The organism is uncultured Sutterella sp., assembly GCF_937923675.1.
In the GTDB taxonomy this organism is placed as follows: Bacteria; Pseudomonadota; Gammaproteobacteria; order Burkholderiales; family Burkholderiaceae_F; genus Sutterella.
The window spans coordinates 1-15,453 of sequence record NZ_CALDXB010000018.1 but is presented as its reverse complement, the minus strand read 5'-3'; the positions used below and the strand labels follow the sequence as shown (position 1 = coordinate 15,453).

Annotated in this window: 16 protein-coding genes; 6 read left to right on the top strand and 10 right to left on the bottom strand. The window is 56.1% G+C overall.

Features of this window, described 5'->3' with window-relative positions:
• The first annotated feature begins 26 nt into the window (after window positions 1–26).
• Genes Q0106_RS01355 through Q0106_RS01345 form a run of 3 tightly spaced genes read left to right on the top strand, consistent with a single transcriptional unit; the run spans window position 27 to window position 2,364 of the window.
• Entirely contained in the window at window positions 27–848 is an 822-nt protein-coding gene (locus Q0106_RS01355) for a biotin--[acetyl-CoA-carboxylase] ligase (protein ID WP_297607877.1), read from the top strand.
• Between the two features lie 5 nt (window positions 849–853).
• A complete protein-coding gene (locus Q0106_RS01350; RefSeq protein ID WP_297607875.1) occupies window positions 854–1,639 on the top strand; it encodes a type III pantothenate kinase in 786 nt (261 codons plus the stop codon).
• Entirely contained in the window at window positions 1,636–2,364 is a 729-nt protein-coding gene (locus Q0106_RS01345) for a hypothetical protein (protein WP_297607873.1), read from the top strand. The genes Q0106_RS01350 and Q0106_RS01345 overlap by 4 nt, the downstream gene beginning before the upstream one ends.
• On the opposite strand, the gene Q0106_RS01340 is transcribed toward Q0106_RS01345, so the two are convergent.
• From Q0106_RS01340 to Q0106_RS01300, 9 genes are all read right to left on the bottom strand, one after another.
• Entirely contained in the window at window positions 2,355–2,798 is a 444-nt protein-coding gene (locus Q0106_RS01340) for an HIT family protein (protein ID WP_297607871.1), read from the bottom strand. The genes Q0106_RS01345 and Q0106_RS01340 overlap by 10 nt on opposite strands.
• 18 nt (window positions 2,799–2,816) lie before the next feature.
• Window positions 2,817–3,032: a hypothetical protein gene (locus tag Q0106_RS01335; protein ID WP_139688311.1), complete on the bottom strand. Its 216-nt coding sequence runs from the start codon at window positions 3,030–3,032 to the stop codon at window positions 2,817–2,819.
• A 4-nt stretch (window positions 3,033–3,036) separates the two neighbouring features.
• On the bottom strand, window positions 3,037–4,443 hold the full coding sequence (locus Q0106_RS01330) for a M20/M25/M40 family metallo-hydrolase (RefSeq protein WP_297607866.1): 1,407 nt from the start codon (window positions 4,441–4,443) through the stop codon (window positions 3,037–3,039).
• 127 nt (window positions 4,444–4,570) lie between these two features.
• Window positions 4,571–5,440, bottom strand: a complete 870-nt coding sequence (locus tag Q0106_RS01325; protein ID WP_297607863.1) for a septal ring lytic transglycosylase RlpA family protein — start codon at window positions 5,438–5,440, stop codon at window positions 4,571–4,573.
• A 12-nt stretch (window positions 5,441–5,452) separates the two neighbouring features.
• The gene (rodA, locus tag Q0106_RS01320; RefSeq protein ID WP_297608056.1) at window positions 5,453–6,490 is read right to left on the bottom strand and encodes a rod shape-determining protein RodA; all 1,038 of its coding nucleotides are present in this window, start codon (window positions 6,488–6,490) and stop codon (window positions 5,453–5,455) included.
• Window positions 6,491–6,561: 71 nt separating this feature from the next.
• On the bottom strand, window positions 6,562–8,499 hold the full coding sequence (mrdA, locus tag Q0106_RS01315; protein ID WP_297607861.1) for a penicillin-binding protein 2: 1,938 nt from the start codon (window positions 8,497–8,499) through the stop codon (window positions 6,562–6,564).
• A 20-nt stretch (window positions 8,500–8,519) separates the two neighbouring features.
• Window positions 8,520–9,044, bottom strand: coding sequence for a rod shape-determining protein MreD (mreD, locus tag Q0106_RS01310; protein ID WP_297607859.1), 525 nt, complete (start codon window positions 9,042–9,044; stop codon window positions 8,520–8,522).
• Window positions 9,041–9,934, bottom strand: coding sequence for a rod shape-determining protein MreC (gene mreC / locus Q0106_RS01305; RefSeq protein WP_297607857.1), 894 nt, complete (start codon window positions 9,932–9,934; stop codon window positions 9,041–9,043). Before mreC ends, mreD begins: the two co-directional genes overlap by 4 nt.
• 14 nt (window positions 9,935–9,948) lie before the next feature.
• Window positions 9,949–10,992 (bottom strand): rod shape-determining protein, encoded by a 1,044-nt coding sequence (locus Q0106_RS01300; protein WP_152157231.1) that lies wholly within the window; start codon window positions 10,990–10,992, stop codon window positions 9,949–9,951.
• A 231-nt stretch (window positions 10,993–11,223) separates the two neighbouring features.
• Here Q0106_RS01300 and gatC point away from each other — a divergent pair, with 231 nt between their 5' ends.
• Genes gatC through gatB form a run of 3 tightly spaced genes read left to right on the top strand, consistent with a single transcriptional unit; the run spans window position 11,224 to window position 14,471 of the window.
• The gene (gatC, locus tag Q0106_RS01295; RefSeq protein WP_152157232.1) at window positions 11,224–11,511 is read left to right on the top strand and encodes an Asp-tRNA(Asn)/Glu-tRNA(Gln) amidotransferase subunit GatC; all 288 of its coding nucleotides are present in this window, start codon (window positions 11,224–11,226) and stop codon (window positions 11,509–11,511) included.
• 22 nt (window positions 11,512–11,533) lie between these two features.
• The gene (gene gatA / locus Q0106_RS01290) at window positions 11,534–12,988 is read left to right on the top strand and encodes an Asp-tRNA(Asn)/Glu-tRNA(Gln) amidotransferase subunit GatA (RefSeq protein ID WP_297607853.1); all 1,455 of its coding nucleotides are present in this window, start codon (window positions 11,534–11,536) and stop codon (window positions 12,986–12,988) included.
• A 31-nt stretch (window positions 12,989–13,019) separates the two neighbouring features.
• On the top strand, window positions 13,020–14,471 hold the full coding sequence (gene gatB, locus Q0106_RS01285; protein ID WP_297607850.1) for an Asp-tRNA(Asn)/Glu-tRNA(Gln) amidotransferase subunit GatB: 1,452 nt from the start codon (window positions 13,020–13,022) through the stop codon (window positions 14,469–14,471).
• Between the two features lie 103 nt (window positions 14,472–14,574).
• Here the strand turns inward: gatB and pyrE are convergent, their stop codons facing one another.
• On the bottom strand, window positions 14,575–15,252 hold the full coding sequence (pyrE, locus tag Q0106_RS01280) for an orotate phosphoribosyltransferase (protein WP_297607847.1): 678 nt from the start codon (window positions 15,250–15,252) through the stop codon (window positions 14,575–14,577).
• Window positions 15,253–15,453 lie beyond the last annotated feature (201 nt).

Below are 15,453 nucleotides of genomic sequence, written 5' to 3'. Positions count from 1 at the left end.
CTTAGCCAAGCTATTGCAGAGCGTCTATGTCTAAAAATTCTTTCCTCGATGCATTAACAGACTCGCTTCCCGCTTCTGTGGAAGTGATGTGGCGGCAGGAAACGGGATCTACCAATGATGATCTGAAGACGGCGGCGCGGCAAACTGCTTTCAGTCATCCGGTGCTGCTTACTGTGGAGCGACAGAATGCCGGTCGGGGCACGCACGGTCGAGGCTGGCGGATGGCAGACCTTTCAGTGATTTTTTCGTTGGGGCTGCCGCTCAGGAAAGGATTGCTGATCGCTCCGCCTGGCATCCTTTCGATTGCGGCGGCGATGTCCATTGCTCAGTCAGCCTCTATGGCTTCCGCTGAAAAGGTTCTGGTTAAATGGCCGAATGACATCTGGACTGCCGGAGGAAAAGCCGGGGGCATTCTTATTGAAACAGTAGGAGACGCAAGCGGGGATCGCAGCGTCGTTATAGGAGCAGGCTTGAATTTGAGTATTGCTCCGGGAGGCGTGACAACTGCCGGATGGCCTATCAGGGCTATTTCGACTCGCGTCAGCATGAATGACCCGACAATGCGTGGAGAGTTTCTTGGCCTGATCGTCTCAGATCTGATGCACACATTCAGTGCAATTGAAAAATCTAATAATTTTTCAGAAATTATTGATAAATGGCCGCTTTACGATGCTTTCTACGGAAAATCGGTAGCCTGGCGCACGCTGGATGAGCCCGACGTAACGCTCGAAGGCATAGACAAGGGAATAGATGCTTTTGGCCGGCTTATTCTGCAAGGGCGGCGCGGCGAACAGTCGGAACTATCCGGTGAACTGGTTTCTCTGCTCGGGAATTCTCATAGGGAGTGATGAAGTTGAAGACTCTTCTTATTGATCTGGGAAATACGGCGCTCAAATGGGCGCTTCTCGGGGATGAGCGCACTCCTCATACGGTGGTTCACCGCGGACAGAGCGGCTTCAAGGAAAGGCTCTATTCAGACTGGCTTGAACTGGCGCCGGACCGCGTCATCGGCTGTACGGTTGCCGCGCCTGAGCTCGCATTTTCAGCAACCAAGTTCTTTAATGATCACGATATTTCCTGGAACTGGGTTCGCTCACAAAACGCATTTGTAAGTGATGATCTCACCCTGAGGAATGCATACAGTGCCCCCGGGAAACTCGGAGCTGATCGATGGTGCGCTGCTCTGGGCGCCATAGATGCAGCCCCGGGACAGTCTCTTTTGGTCGTGCAGATGGGTACAGCCACGACAGTAGATGCCGTGCTTTTCGAAGCAGAAGGACAATATGCATTTCTGGGCGGGCGCATTGCTCCGGGGCCTACGATGATGAAAAAGTGTCTGGAGGACGGTATTCCGCTTCTGAAAGGGGAGCTCGGAGAGTGGCAGGACTTTCCTCAGAACACGCTGAATGCAATTGCCACAGGCATCATGGATGCGCAGGCCGGTCTGGTGAGGCTTGCTTATGAGGAACTGGTGAAACGAAGCGGAAGTGCACGTGTAGTGCTGGCCGGAGGTGCCGCGCGCTTCATCGAGCCAAGGCTCAGAGGACTTGTACCGAATCTGATGCTTCAGCACAACCTGGTGCTGCTTGGGCTGGCAGCTCAGGCGCGGCATCGGCCGAGAAAGGCAGACATGCTATGAGAGTACTTGCAGTCATTCTTGTGTTCGTCGCTGCAGGCTTTGCAGCGCTTCTCGCAATGAAGAGCGATGAGACAGTGCAGAGAACGGTCCCTGCCTCAGCAAACGTCTCTGTAGATGGCGTCACGCTTGCAAAGCCTGTCACTGTAGCCGCGTCTGAAAACCTTCGTGCGCAAGAGTCTTCCGGGAGAGACAAGGAGGCCGGAGAGCTTATTCCAAGAGAGATCCCTCAATTTGAAAGGGTAGAGTCAAAACTACCGCCGCCCGAAGAGGCCGTCTGCCTGAAGTTCGGTCCAATCCCGGAGAAAAAACTCCAAAAATTAAGAAACTCCATCGAACGCATTGGCTGGATGGATAGAGTTCAAATTAAGTCCGTGGATCTTGCCGAACGCATTGTGTATGCAGGACCTTACGGCACGGAAGCAAAGGCCGCAAAGGCGCTTGAAAAGCTCATCCGGGAAGGACTCCGGAATGGGAAGCTGTTTGCGCTTGATGAGAAAGGCTGGGGAATTGAGATTGCCCGGACGCCGGAGCGGCTTCAGGCTGAAAACTGGGCGCGAGAAGCTGCACAGGCCTGGGCTCTCAAAAATGTCATCGTAATGGAGCGCAATTCGCGTAAAGGCTATGTGGAGCTTGTCTTCCCCAATATCTCGCAGGATGAAAACAAGCTCCTCATAAAAACCTTCAAGGGACGGGAAGGAGGCGAATTCGCCGCTTGTCAACCCTGAATGCGCTGCCGTTCAACTTCGGCAAAGCGTTGGATGAGCTTGGGGAGCAGCTCCAAAGCTTCTTTGCGGCGGTTCTGGGAAAGCTCTGCCTCAACCGGGCGTTGACGAGGCCCCCAGGGGCATTCCGGGAACCAGCCGTCATCCTTCCAGCGGGCAATGAGGTGCCAGTGCAGGTGTGGAACCATATTGCCGAACTGCGCCCAATTCATTTTGTCAGGAGCAAGTGCCGCAATCATTTCTTCTTCTGCGGCATCCAGCAGGGCGCGCAGCTCTGTTTTGAGTGCCGGGCTGAGCATGCTCATCTCGGCCACATGATCGCAAGCGACGATGCGGATGTATGCAGGGAAATCCTCGTTGCCGGCATCAATGGCATAAAAGTGACGCCCTCTCCAGAATTCCCCGGCGGGTTTTTCGCTGCAAAGTGGACAATTCATGCGAAATCTCCTGAAAAATCAGTCTGCAAGCCTGAGCGTACCTTCCTCGTCCTCCACGATTCGGTAGTCCCACTTTTTCCGGCCCGACATGTCTTCAAGCCATGCCGCGATGGGTTCTCCCAGTTCGTCGAGCATGTAGTTGATGTAGTTTTCAGCCTCAAAAGGCGTGGCGAAGTTGTCTTCTTCGCCATCGCTCCAGCGAACAATGACCTGAGTAACGCAGTCCCGGCGCATAGGATCAGTCCTTCTGCGGAACTGCCGCGACAATGTCAGCGAGCGCTTCAGTCAGCTTTCTCACATAGTCGAGAGGAAGAGACTCATTCGGGGCATGCGCATTTTCTTCGGCACCGAGCACCCCCAGATTCAGGAAGGAGGCATTCGGGAATGCTGAGGAGAAATCCTTCATCGTGCCGATTGTTGCGCCTTCAAAGCAATATTCGAAGTCGTTCCCCCATAGCGCTTTACTTGCCGCGTGCGTCGCCTCCTCAAGCCAGGGGGCAAGCGCCGGCGCTTCAAAACCGCCTTCCGCCCGGCAATCCCAGACGGTGACGCGGGCATGCGAGGGCACATTTTCAGTCACTGCGGCAACAGCGGCTTTAAGCGCCGCCTGGGGATCAACACGAGGAGGAATGCGGAAGGAGAGCGCCAGGCTCGTGGAGGCTCTCAGGAGCGCGCTTGCCTCGGAGGTGGAGGGAAGACCATCTGCGCCGAGAATGGACAGGGTCGGCTCCCATGTATTTCTGAGAATGGCCTGAACGGGATCTGCTGAACGCGGCTCCGTATTGCCGGCGAAGGGGAATTTGATGGCATCTTTGCCAAGAATCGCGGCGCATCTTTCAATGGCCTTTTTATGCTCCTCAGGAAGAGACACGTGAAATTCAGGGAGAAGCACCCGTCCGGTTCTGGGATCCTCCAGGCGATCAAGAAGCTCACGCATAACCGCAAAGGAACTTGGAACAATGCCGCTGGCAATGCCGGAATGTACGGGGTGCGTGAGAACTTCCACCTTGAGCTTGAAGCCGACGACGCCGCGCAGGCTGCTCGTGAGCCAGAGACGATGGTGGTCGCAGATTCCAAGGTCAAGGATCGCGAGTACGCAGGGGTTGCCGCAGCGGGGCGCTATTTCATGCAGGTAGGCGCCGAGATCCTTGGACCCTGATTCCTCGTCGGTTTCAAAAAAGCCCACAATGCGCGGATGAGCTGTGCCTGCCGCTTCAAGCGCCTGAATGGCCGTCAGAGCAGTGTAGAAGCTGTAGCCGTCGTCTGCAGAGCCTCTGCCGTAAAGGCGATCGTTCCTGACTACCGGCAGCCACGGGCCGAGCCCTTCGGACCAGCCGATGGTTTCAGGCTGCTTGTCGAAGTGGCCGTAAAAAAAGACGGGACGGCCGGCATGTCCATTGGTAGCAGGGAGGTCAATGAAGAGTGCCGGGGTAACTCCGGGCTTTGAGAGGATCTCAAAATTTCCTGTCGGAAAGCGTTTTTTGCCCCATTGAGCAGCGTCCTTCACAGCTTCCAGAAGAAACCCATGCTTTTCCCACTCAGCATCAAAGGCAGAACTTTTGGAAGGGATGCGAATGAAAGCCTTCATGGCATCCAGGGTTTCGCCTGCCCAGGCGTGGTGAATGTATTCCTTAAGCGTCATCATTTTTTCTGTGCGTTCAGCAATTCACATATAGGGGAAGGAGGCTCGGCCGGGATTCCGGGAGGCATCTTTCCCTGCGTATGGATGCAATCCTATTCCTTCTTTCGCAGGACAAAGTTTGAGCGCCTGGTCATCGCTCAATGCTGAAAGCCTGAACGCCCAGTTCAGAGCTGATGCTGCGCGCGAATTGCGCGGCTTTGTCATGCGTCATTCCACTGCCGACAATTACCCTCCAGAGAGAGCCGTCCTTGACAATGCGTACGCCCTTGAGGCCGCCTGTTGCAGAAAGAACAGCATCGGCATGGGCGGCGTAGCTTCGCGCATTGCTTTCCTGCGAGAAGGATCCGATCTGCACGCCCCAGCCTGCTCTGGCTGACGTGATGCCTGCAGTATCCGAGGGAGCTTTCCAAGTGGGCTGGGAGAGCGGTGTTGTGCTGGGGCTGCTCTGCTGCCAGGAGCCGGATTTGATTTCAGCCCAGGTAAGTCGGCGCACTTCAACATTGGCTGTGCCGGCGCTCGAATAGCCGAGCGTTTTGGCCGCAGCATACGAAAGATCAATGATGCGGTTATGCAGGAAGGGGCCTCTGTCATTGACGCGCACGATGATGGAGCGGCCATTGGCAAGATTCGTTACGCGTGCATAGGAAGGCAGCGGCATCGTCGGGTGCGCGGCGGTTGGCTGATACATGTCGTATATCTCGCCGATCGAGGTTTTATTGCCATGGAACTGTTTGCCGTACCAGGATGCAACGCCGCGCTGACGCAGAGGCGCGTCGGTAGTCATTGGTGTATAGGTTGAACCGAGCACCGTATAAGGCCGATTGGCTGCTGCCCGGAAAGGCTCGACTTTAGGGACTGCGCTTTCAGCTCCGGTTCCGGTGAAAACCGCCGGCGGGCCGTCGTTGCCGTAGTAGCGGGAGCTCGTGCTGCAGCCTGAAAGCGTCAGCAGCGCAGCAGCGCCGGCCAGAATGGAAAGATAAGAAATGACGGGGAGCCGCATGAAGGAGGCCTCCTAATCTTTTGATTCTGCGGATATGGAAAGCAGTATGCCTGTGGAGATGCCGAGGATCAGCAGAGCCGTTCCGCCGTAGCTCATGAAGGGCAGCGGCACGCCGACCACAGGAAGAATTCCGCTTACCATGCCGATATTGACAAATGTATAGGTAAAGAAGATGACGCCGATAGCGCCGGCGAGAAGTCTTGAAAACCGGGAGGGCGCCCAGGCAGCAATAAAAAAGCTTCGAGCTACAAGCGCCAGGTACATTACGAGAAGGAGCACAGCCCCGACAAAGCCGAATTCTTCGCCGAAGACGGCAAAAATAAAGTCCGAAGTACGCTCAGGAATAAAGTCGAGATGTGCTTGAGTGCCTTCCATCCAGCCTTTGCCCGTAAAGCCTCCTGAACCAATGGCAATTAGCGCCTGCAGAATATGAAAGCCTTTGCCCAATGGATCGAGCGTTGGATCGAGCAGAGTAAGAATGCGTTCTCGCTGATAATCATGAAGGAGCGTCCAGCAGAGCGGCAGCGAGAGAAGCGCCAGACAGACGCAGGCGACGACGACCCTGATGCTTACACCGGCAAAGAATATGACGGAAAGCCCGGCAATAGAAACCAGGATGGCCGTTCCCAGATCGGGCTGACGCATAATGAAAATTGCTGGAATCAGGAGCAATCCGAAGGCGACGATATGATCCCACCACGCGAGTGATTCGCTTCTTTTCCAGTAGTACCAGGCAAGCATCATCGGCACGGCGAGCTTCATGATTTCAGACGGCTGGATGCGAATGCCGATATTGAGCCAGCGAGTGGCGCCTTTTACCGTGATGCCTGCCACTGCGGTTGCGAGAAGCAGAAGGCAGCCGACAGCAAAGCACGGCAGTGCAACGCGCCGTATCCACTTCACCGGAATGAGCGAGGTGGCAAACATAGCGCCTGCCGCAACGATGAGATTCCGGATCTGATCTTCAATGCGCCAGGGGAAGGAATATCCCGCAGAGAAAAGCGTGATAAAGCCGATAGTGATGAGGCACATCACTATCGCAAGCAGCATCAGATCGAAACGCAGGACTCTGGAAAGAAGCCAGCGCCCGGAGAGAGCAGACAACCGGGAGAATTCATTCGTCATGACGGATTGCTCCTCTTCTGACGGCGCTCCTCCTTCGATTTCGTGTCAATAAGAGGCACACCCTTGGGAGGCGGCAGACCGAGCTTATTTTCTCCTGTGAGCCAGTAGTCCATCATTTCCCTGGCAATCGGAGCTGCTGCACGGGCGCCGAAGCCGCCGTTTTCAACGAGAACCGCCAGCGCAATGCGCGGGTTGCGGGCAGGCGCAAAAGCGATGAAGAGTGCATGGTCATGGAGCTCCCGCGAGAGCTTCTTTTCGTCATAGCGCGAATCCTGAGCAATGCTCACCACCTGAGCCGTGCCTGTTTTGCCGGCCACGCTGTAGGGAGCATCACGGAAAATTCCCCGAGCCGTCCCGGAAGTCGTGACATCCGTCATGCCGGCAGTAACCACATCAATATTTCTGGGCTTAAGCGGGATTTTCCCGGTCGGCTCTGCATCAACACGGGTTACTTCCCCGGTCATCGGATCTTCAATGCTCTTAACAAGGTGCGGAGTCATGATGACGCCGCGGTTGGCGAGCGTAGCCGTTGCATGGGCAAGCTGCAAAAGCGTGAAGGCGTTGTAGCCCTGGCCGATGCCGAGGGACGGCGTATCGCCTACGTACCAGGGTTCCTTAATGCGGCGTTCCTTCCATTCCCTGTTCGGGAGAATGCCGGTTTGCTCGCCTACAAGGTCGATGCCGGTTTTGGCGCCGAACTTCCACTGCTTCATGAAGTTGTAGATGCCGTCAACGCCAATCTGCGTGGAGAGCCAGTAGTAGTAGATGTCGGAAGAAACCGCAATGGATTTGCGCAGATTAAGCGGCCCCTTCGGAGAGCCGGTAACGTCGCGGAAGCGATGGTTGCCGACCTGAAAGACGCCGGTGTCGTTGAGGATGAAGTCGGGCGTTACCGCGCCCGTCTCAAGACCGGCGAGGGCCATGAATGGCTTGTAGGTTGAGCCGATGGGGTAGATGCCGCGCATGGCTCTGTTGAGAAGCGGCTTTGATTCTGCAGTATTGAGATAGTTCCAGGACTCGGGGTCAATGCCGCCCGGAAAAAGATTAAGGTCGTATGTGGGAAGCGAGACGAAAGAAAGGATCTCGCCGGTACGCGGCTCAATCGCGATGATGGCGCCGGTTTTTCCCTTCATGGCATTTTCTGCAACGCTCTGCAGGTTCATGTCGACGGAGAGGCGCAGATTTTTTCCGGGATGAGCCGGGATCAGCTCAAGCGTGCGGACAGATCTGCCGTCGGCAGTAATTTCGAGCGTTTCATGACCCGGCGTGCCGTGCAGAACGTGTTCATAGCTGCGTTCGAGCCCTACCTTGCCGATCTCGCGTTCGCCCTGATAGAGGGCGAGAACGCCTTCGGAGTCAAGGCGCTTCTTATCGTTCTGCGAGAGTGAGCTGACATAGCCAATAATGTGGCTGCCAAGAGCATTTTCCGGATAAATACGGTGTTCTCTCTGGTTGATGTCTACGCCGGGGAAGCGCCAGCGCTGAGCCGTAAAGGCGGCTACTTCCGCGTCGGTGAGATCTGTGCGGATGGGGATGCCGTCGTATCGATTCAGATCTTCCCGCAGCCGGCGAAAGCGTCTGCGGTCGGCAGGCGTGATTTTGATCACTTCCGCGAGACGGTCGATCAAGCGGTTTACGGGTTCAACCGTTTGGTCCTGCGTAATTTCAATTGACCAGGAGAGGCGATTGCCGGCAATCAATGTCCCGTTGCGGTCAAAGATCAACCCTCTCGATCCCTGATTGGTTGTAGTGACGGTGCGGTTTTGCTCTGCACGCTGCTGATAAGTATCCTGCTTGATGATCTGCAGCCAGGCGAGACGCATGACGAGCACGCTGAAGCAGAGAATCACCATGCCGAAAGCAAAGGCAAGGCGTCTCCTGAAAGCTCCAGCGTCAGAGTCCTCCTCCTTGAATTCCAGAGATTCGAGGGCCATGAGTGCATCTTCCCCGGGGATCAGAGTGAAGTGACGCGCGATGAGCGCGGTTTGAGAAGCTTGGCCCACAGCGGCCAGATGGCGGCGCCCGTCAGGCTCTGCAGGAACCACTCCCAACCGGGCCAGAGTCCGTCAAACCAGAGACGAACAAGCATTACAAGCACTTGCGAAAGCAGCAGGAGCGGCAGAATGTGGAGACTTTGTCCGAAAGGACCAAACCAGGAGATGCGCCTTGCGAGTGTTGTTGTGAAGTAGCAGAGCGTCACGAAGGCAAGCGCCTGCTGTCCGAGAACAGAGCCATTCAGCACATCCATCAGAATGCCGCAGCAGAAGGCAACAGTCATGCCGGCGCTCTCAGGTTGCCGCAGCGTCCAGAAAATAATCGTCAGAGCCAGAAAATTAGGCATCCAGAAGCTTTGCTGGGCCGCAATGCTGATGACGATGGAAAAAAAGAAGGTAAAGACTACCCACGAGAGCGAGGCAGGATGCTCGAGCTTGCCTGCATCGCTGTCGTCGGGCAGCGATGAATAATCAAGCTTGGTCATCGACGGGACCTCCTCTCAAAACGCGAGGGGGCGGCGACTTCTTCAAGCCCGGCGGCGGGATTGGGATTCGCGAGAACGACTGTGGCGAACTGAATGTCTTCAACATCAGCAACGGCTGCCGCCTCCACTCTTTGATACGGTTCTCCAGGCTGATAACTGGTAGCTGTCACGCGGGCCGCCAGAATAGCCTTCGGAAAAAGGTTGTCGAGTCCAGAGGTAGTCAGTTCATCGCCGGGGCGGATGTCCGCTGAGGGCAGTGCGAAGAGAACGGAGAGCGTGTCGTCTCCTGTGCCCGAAAGGATGAAGAAAGCACCGGTTCTGCGGTTGATGACGGAAAGGCGGATGGTGTGGTCCGTGAGGAGCGTCACTTCAGAGAGACGGTTCACGACACGAGAAATTTGCCCGAGAACCCCAAAGGGGCCGATTACGGGCATGCCGACTTCAACCCCTTCGCGCGAACCAATATTGATCTGAATCCGTCGGGAGAAAGGATCTGCAATGCGGCCGATAACTTCTGCCGTTGCAACTTTATCCGCTGCTCTGGGGACAGTATTGATGAGGCGCCGCAAAGACTCGTTTTCCTGCTGCACTTCCTCATAGCGCGCAGCCGAGAGCTGCAGCAGCTGGTTTTCTTCGGAGAGGCGCTGCACTTCCTCATTGAGGCGGCGCTTGCTCATGAAATAGCCCTGTCCTTCGCCGAGAATCCGGCCGGGCAGATGAATCGCCTCCACGATGGGAGAAGTAAAGCTCACTACGGTGCTTCTAAGGCCGTCAAGCGAACGCAGGCGGCCATCAACAAGGATGGCTGCCAGCGAGAGCATAAGAAAGAATAGAAAACGCGCGCGGGCGGATACGCCCTGGCGGAATAGCGGCGGAGCTCCGTAGGCCATTGCCGGCTCGACAATCAGCCGACGGCGAAGGCAGTGCGGAGCTTGTCCATATTCTCAAGCGCAATGCCGCAGCCTTTCACCACGCAGTTGAGCGGTTCTTCGGCAACATGCACCGGCAGGCCGGTCTCTTCCTTGAGCAGCTGATCCAGGTCTCTCAGAAGAGCGCCGCCGCCTGTCAGCATGAGGCCGTGCTCTGCAATATCGGCGCCAAGTTCCGGCGGCGTTTTTTCAAGTGCGTTCTTGACGGCGACAACGATCTGATTGAGCGGTTCAGAGAGCGCCTCAAGCACTTCATTGGAATGGACGGTAAACGTGCGCGGCACGCCTTCGGCAATGTTGCGGCCCTTGACTTCGATGGCCATCATCTCGGACGCCGGGAAGGCGGAGCCGATCTTTTTCTTGATGAGTTCAGCCGTGGGTTCGCCGATCAGCATGCCGAAGTTGCGGCGGATGTAGTTGATGATCGCCTGGTCGAATTTGTCGCCGCCCACGCGGATGGATCCTGCATAGACCATGCCGCCAAGCGAAATCAAGCCCACTTCAGTAGTGCCGCCGCCGATGTCCACCACCAGGGAACCCGCAGCCTCATTGACGGGGAGGCCCGCGCCAATGGCGGCAGCCATGGGTTCTTCGATCAGATAGACCTCGGATGCGCCGGCAGCGAGCGCGCTTTCCTTGATGGCGCGGCGCTCTACCTGGGTGGAACCGCAGGGCACGCAGATGATGATGCGCGGGCTCGGTGCGAAAAGCCTTGACGGATGCGCCATGCGGATGAACTGCTTGAGCATCTGTTCGGTGACCGTAAAGTCTGCGATCACGCCGTCCTTCATCGGACGGATGGCGCTGATATTGCCCGGAACGCGGCCAAGCATTTGCTTGGCGGCCTTGCCGACAGCGTGAATGGTCGTCTTGCCGTTCGGGCCGCCTTCCTGGCGGATGGCGACAACGCTCGGCTCATTGAGAACGATGCCTTTACCGCGGACGTAAATCAGGGTGTTGGCCGTACCGAGATCGATGGCGAGATCGTTGGAGAAGTAGTTTCGAAAGAAGCCGAACATCGTTGTTTCGCTTTGAATCGCCTCGCGCAGACAGGCAGAAATCCAGTACCCGGCCGCTCGTGGCCGACTACCGCACGCATAAATAAGCAATGATAAACTAACTCACCCTTTCCAAGGAGCAGCGCCTCAGGCCTCGCCCTCTGGCCTTTGTGTGGGATTGTTACGGATTTTTTGTCTGTTTCCGCCCTCTGAACGCATGCTCCTTTTCATCCCTTTCCGGAAGACGTCACTATGCCTTTAAGCGCTGGCGATATTCGCCGTATCGCAGATCTCGGCCGCATTGATATTTCTGAAGAACAGATCAAGGTCATGCAGGGCGAGCTCAACGATATTTTCCAGATGATTGAAGAAATCCGTTCGGTTGATACCGAAGGAATTGAGCCTATGCCGAATCCGCATGACGGAGTGGAGCGCCTGCGTGATGATGTGGTCACTGAAGGCAATAACCGCAGTGAGAACATGAAGAATGCTCCGGAAAAATCCGAGGGCTATTTCCTTGTCCCTCAGGTGATCGAATAACGTTTCCGGAAGAGTTTCACCCATGGAAAAAGCTTTTGTCTCCGTCGCCGAACTGTCCCGGCGACTTCAGAGCCGCGAGGTTTCTGCCGTTGAACTTGCCCGCGACTATCTCGAACGCATTGAAGCTGGCCGCAGCCTGAATGCCTTCCTTGATGTCCGTCCGGAGGAAACGATCCGTCAGGCTGAGGAAGCCGATCGACGAATTGCCGCCGGGCAGGCGACGCCGCTTACGGGCATTCCCATCGCTCATAAAGACATTTTTGTCACCAAGGAATGGGCCTCTACTGCCGCGAGCCGCATGCTCGATGGCTATATGAGCCCCTTTGACGCGACTGTCGTGCGCAGTCTCAAGGACGCCGGCATGGTCTGCATGGGCAAGCTGAATTGCGATGAGTTCGCGATGGGCTCGGGCAATGAAAACTCCGCTTACGGTCGTGTAGGGAATCCCTGGGATGCCAATGCCGTTCCCGGCGGCTCTTCGGGCGGTTCAGCCGCAGCAGTCGCTGCGGGACTGGTGCCGATTGCAACCGGGACGGATACGGGCGGTTCCATTCGCGAACCTGCCGCGTTCTGCGGCATTACCGGCATGAAGCCCACGTACGGACGGCCGTCGCGACTCGGCATGATTGCCTTTGCTTCGTCTCTCGATACGGCTGGTCTTCTTGGTCAGTCGGCGGAAGACTGCGCCATGGTGCTCGGCTCCATGGTTGGCCACGACCCCTGGGATTCGACGAGCGTTGATATGCCCCGGGAAGATTTCTCCCGTGACCTTGGCAAATCCGTGAAGGGACTGAGAATCGGCGTGCCGCGCTCCTGGATGGGCGACGGCCTTGATGACGAAGTCCGCGCTTCCATTGATGCCGTTCTTGATTTCTATCGCCGCGAAGGCGCAGAGATCGTCGACATTGAGCTTCCGATGGCCAAGCTCGGCGTCCCGGTTTACTACGTTGTTGCCTGTGCTGAGGCGAGCTCCAACCTTTCGCGTTTTGACGGCGTGCGCTATGGCCATCGAGCGGCCGAATACACCGACATCGGCGACATGATGAAGAAGTCGCGTGACGAAGGGTTTGGTCCGGAGCCGAAGCGTCGCATCATGATCGGCACCTATGTGCTGTCGCACGGTTATTACGATGCCTACTACTTAAAGGCTCAAAAGGTTCGCCGCCTCATCGCTCGCGAATTCCATGAGACTTTCCGCAAGGTTGATGCCATTGCCTGCCCGGTAACCACCGGCACGGCTTATGACTTTGGCGCGAATGCCGATCCGGTTTCCGCCTACCTATCCGACCTTTATACGGTTCCGGCTTCGCTCGCCGGCCTGCCTGGCGTATCAATGCCCTGCGGCATCCATTCGAACGGCCGTCCGATCGGTCTGCAGCTTCTCGGCGAACACTTCACCGAAGCGAAGCTTTTGCAGCTTGCTGACGCATGGCAGAAAGCCACTGACTGGCATCAGCGCCATCCGAAGGGCTATTGAGCAGACGAACGCTTAAAGGGAAAAAATCAAGATGAAATGGGAAGTTGTCATTGGTCTTGAGACGCACGTTCAGCTCTCGACCCATTCCAAAATTTTCTCGGGTGCGCCGTGCCACTTCGGCGACGAACCGAATGTGAACGCCTGCTACGTTGACCTCGCTCTTCCGGGGGCGCTGCCGGTGCTTAACCGGGGAGCTGTGGACCGTGCAATTCGCTTCGGTCTCGCTATTGGCGCCCGCGTGGCCAATCATTCGGTTTTCGACCGCAAAAATTATTTTTATCCGGACCTTCCGAAGGGCTATCAGATCAGTCAGTTTGAGCTGCCGATTGTCGTCGGCGGCAAAGTGACTTTTGCGGTGGAGCCGAAAAACGGCGAGCCCTACATGAAGACCATTAATCTCACCCGAGCGCATCTTGAGGAAGATGCCGGCAAGTCAGTCCATGGCATTGTTCATGGACACTCCGGCATTGACCTTAATCGCGCCGGAACGCCGCTTCTTGAGATTGTGACGGAGCCGGAGCTGCGTTCTGCAGCTGAAGCAGTGGGTTATGCCCGCGCGCTTCATGCGCTGGTGGTTTGGCTCGGCATGTCGAAGGGCAACATGCAGGAGGGTAACTTCCGCTGCGACGCCAACGTCTCCGTACGTCCTGTCGGTCAGAAAGAATTCGGCACCCGCTGCGAAATCAAGAATCTCAATTCGTTCCGCTTCCTCGAAGAAGCCATCAACTATGAGGTTGAGCGTCAGATCGAACTGATTGAGGGCGGCGGAAAGGTGGTGCAGGCTACGCGTCTCTATGACCCGGATAAGGGTGAAACGCGTCTCATGCGCACGAAGGAAGATTCGATGGATTATCGCTACTTCCCGGATCCCGATCTGCTCCCGCTTGAAGTGAGCGATGAGTGGATCGAACGGGTGCGCAGCGAAATGCCCGAGCTTCCTGATGCCATGCGGGCACGTCTTATGAAGGATTTTGGTCTTTCTGAGTACGATGCATCCATTCTTACGGGCAGTCGCGATATCGCCGACTATTACGTCGCCGTAGCAGACGGCGTGAAGGATAAGAAGATCGCGGCCAACTGGGTGATGGGTGAAGTTGCTGCCGCCATCAACCAGACGGAAGGCATGAGCTTTGCGTCTGCTCCGGTTACGCCTGCAACTCTTGTGAAGCTTCTCTCCCGCATTGCGGATGGAACCATTTCCAACAAGGGCGCGCGCGAAGTCTTCACTGCCATTTGGGCGGGAGAAGGTCAGGACGTGGATGCGCTTATTGAAAGCAAGGGGCTGAAGCAGATTTCCGACACCGGTGCGCTTGAAGCGATTGTTGATGAAGTGATCGCCAAAAATCCGAAGTCTGTAGAAGAATTCAAGGGCGGTAAGGAAAAGGCTCTCAATGCACTTGTCGGCCAGTGCATGAAGGCAACGAAGGGCAAGGCCAATCCCGGACAGCTTAATGAGCTTCTGAGAAAGCGCATTGCCGGTTGATCAGATCCTCTGACAATCTGAAAAGAAATCCCCGGGGCCGTTCAAGCTTTCCGGGGATTTTTTTGAGGGTGCTGTTTCACGTGAAACAGCTTGCTGATCTTAATCAGGCTCCGTAGCGCTGACGATACTGCGCAACGGCATTACGGAAGCCGGCAACAGCTTTTGCTTTTTCCGAAGGGCCGTCCATAAAGGCAAGCAGATCGTGAAGATTGATGATGGAAGCGACGTGGAGCCCGAAAGTCTTTTCCACATCCTGTACGGCAGAGCTTTCAGTCATCACTTCGGCATTGCCGCCGCGTTCCTGGCGGTCAACAGCAATGAGCACACCGGAGGGCGTGGCACCGGCAGCTTCAATGATTTTCACCGATTCGCGGACAGACGTGCCGGCAGAGATGACGTCGTCGATGATGACGACGCGGCCCTTGAGCGGAGCGCCGACGATCATGCCGCCTTCGCCGTGGTCCTTGGCTTCCTTGCGGTTGAAGGCCCAGGGCACATCGCAGCCGAGACGAGCAAGATTCATGGCAACGCTCGCGGCAAGGGGAATGCCTTTGTAGGCAGGTCCGAAAATCATGTCGAATTCAATGCGGCCTTCCTTGCGGGCAGCAAGAAGCGTCTCAGCGTAGAAAGCCCCAAGCTTGTCAAGAAGCGCACCGGTATTGAAGAGCCCGGCATTAAAAAAGTAGGGGGAGAGACGTCCGGCCTTGGTTTTAAATTCGCCGAAGCGAAGAACGTCTGCATCCAGGGCGAATTCGATGAACTGCTGCTTGGTCGATTGCATGATGTGAAAGAGGGAAAAATCAAACAGCGGCAGCTCGAATGAGTCATCTGCTCAAATGGATGGCTGCCGCAGACATGTACGGGAGTGTTTATCCCGCAAATTATAGTTAAGGGGCCGGAGGCTCCTGGATGGTTTTTCCAAGACTGAGCAGGGCTGACGATTACAAATATTTATTGAAGCTCAGCCCTGTATAGTTTTATC

Coding starts and splice junctions, on each gene's coding strand:
- Q0106_RS01340 (WP_297607871.1), bottom strand. CDS start 2,798: ATGAATTGTCCACTTTGCAGCGAAAAACCCGCCGGGGAATTCTGGAGA.
- Q0106_RS01345 (WP_297607873.1), top strand. CDS start 1,636: ATGAGAGTACTTGCAGTCATTCTTGTGTTCGTCGCTGCAGGCTTTGCA.
- mreD (WP_297607859.1), bottom strand. CDS start 9,044: ATGACCAAGCTTGATTATTCATCGCTGCCCGACGACAGCGATGCAGGC.
- pyrE (WP_297607847.1), bottom strand. CDS start 15,252: ATGCAATCGACCAAGCAGCAGTTCATCGAATTCGCCCTGGATGCAGAC.
- Q0106_RS01300 (WP_152157231.1), bottom strand. CDS start 10,992: ATGTTCGGCTTCTTTCGAAACTACTTCTCCAACGATCTCGCCATCGAT.
- Q0106_RS01330 (WP_297607866.1), bottom strand. CDS start 4,443: ATGATGACGCTTAAGGAATACATTCACCACGCCTGGGCAGGCGAAACC.
- mreC (WP_297607857.1), bottom strand. CDS start 9,934: ATGGCCTACGGAGCTCCGCCGCTATTCCGCCAGGGCGTATCCGCCCGC.
- Q0106_RS01355 (WP_297607877.1), top strand. CDS start 27: ATGTCTAAAAATTCTTTCCTCGATGCATTAACAGACTCGCTTCCCGCT.
- gatC (WP_152157232.1), top strand. CDS start 11,224: ATGCCTTTAAGCGCTGGCGATATTCGCCGTATCGCAGATCTCGGCCGC.
- gatB (WP_297607850.1), top strand. CDS start 13,020: ATGAAATGGGAAGTTGTCATTGGTCTTGAGACGCACGTTCAGCTCTCG.
- rodA (WP_297608056.1), bottom strand. CDS start 6,490: ATGCTGCTTGCGATAGTGATGTGCCTCATCACTATCGGCTTTATCACG.
- gatA (WP_297607853.1), top strand. CDS start 11,534: ATGGAAAAAGCTTTTGTCTCCGTCGCCGAACTGTCCCGGCGACTTCAG.
- Q0106_RS01335 (WP_139688311.1), bottom strand. CDS start 3,032: ATGCGCCGGGACTGCGTTACTCAGGTCATTGTTCGCTGGAGCGATGGC.
- Q0106_RS01325 (WP_297607863.1), bottom strand. CDS start 5,440: ATGCGGCTCCCCGTCATTTCTTATCTTTCCATTCTGGCCGGCGCTGCT.
- mrdA (WP_297607861.1), bottom strand. CDS start 8,499: ATGGCCCTCGAATCTCTGGAATTCAAGGAGGAGGACTCTGACGCTGGA.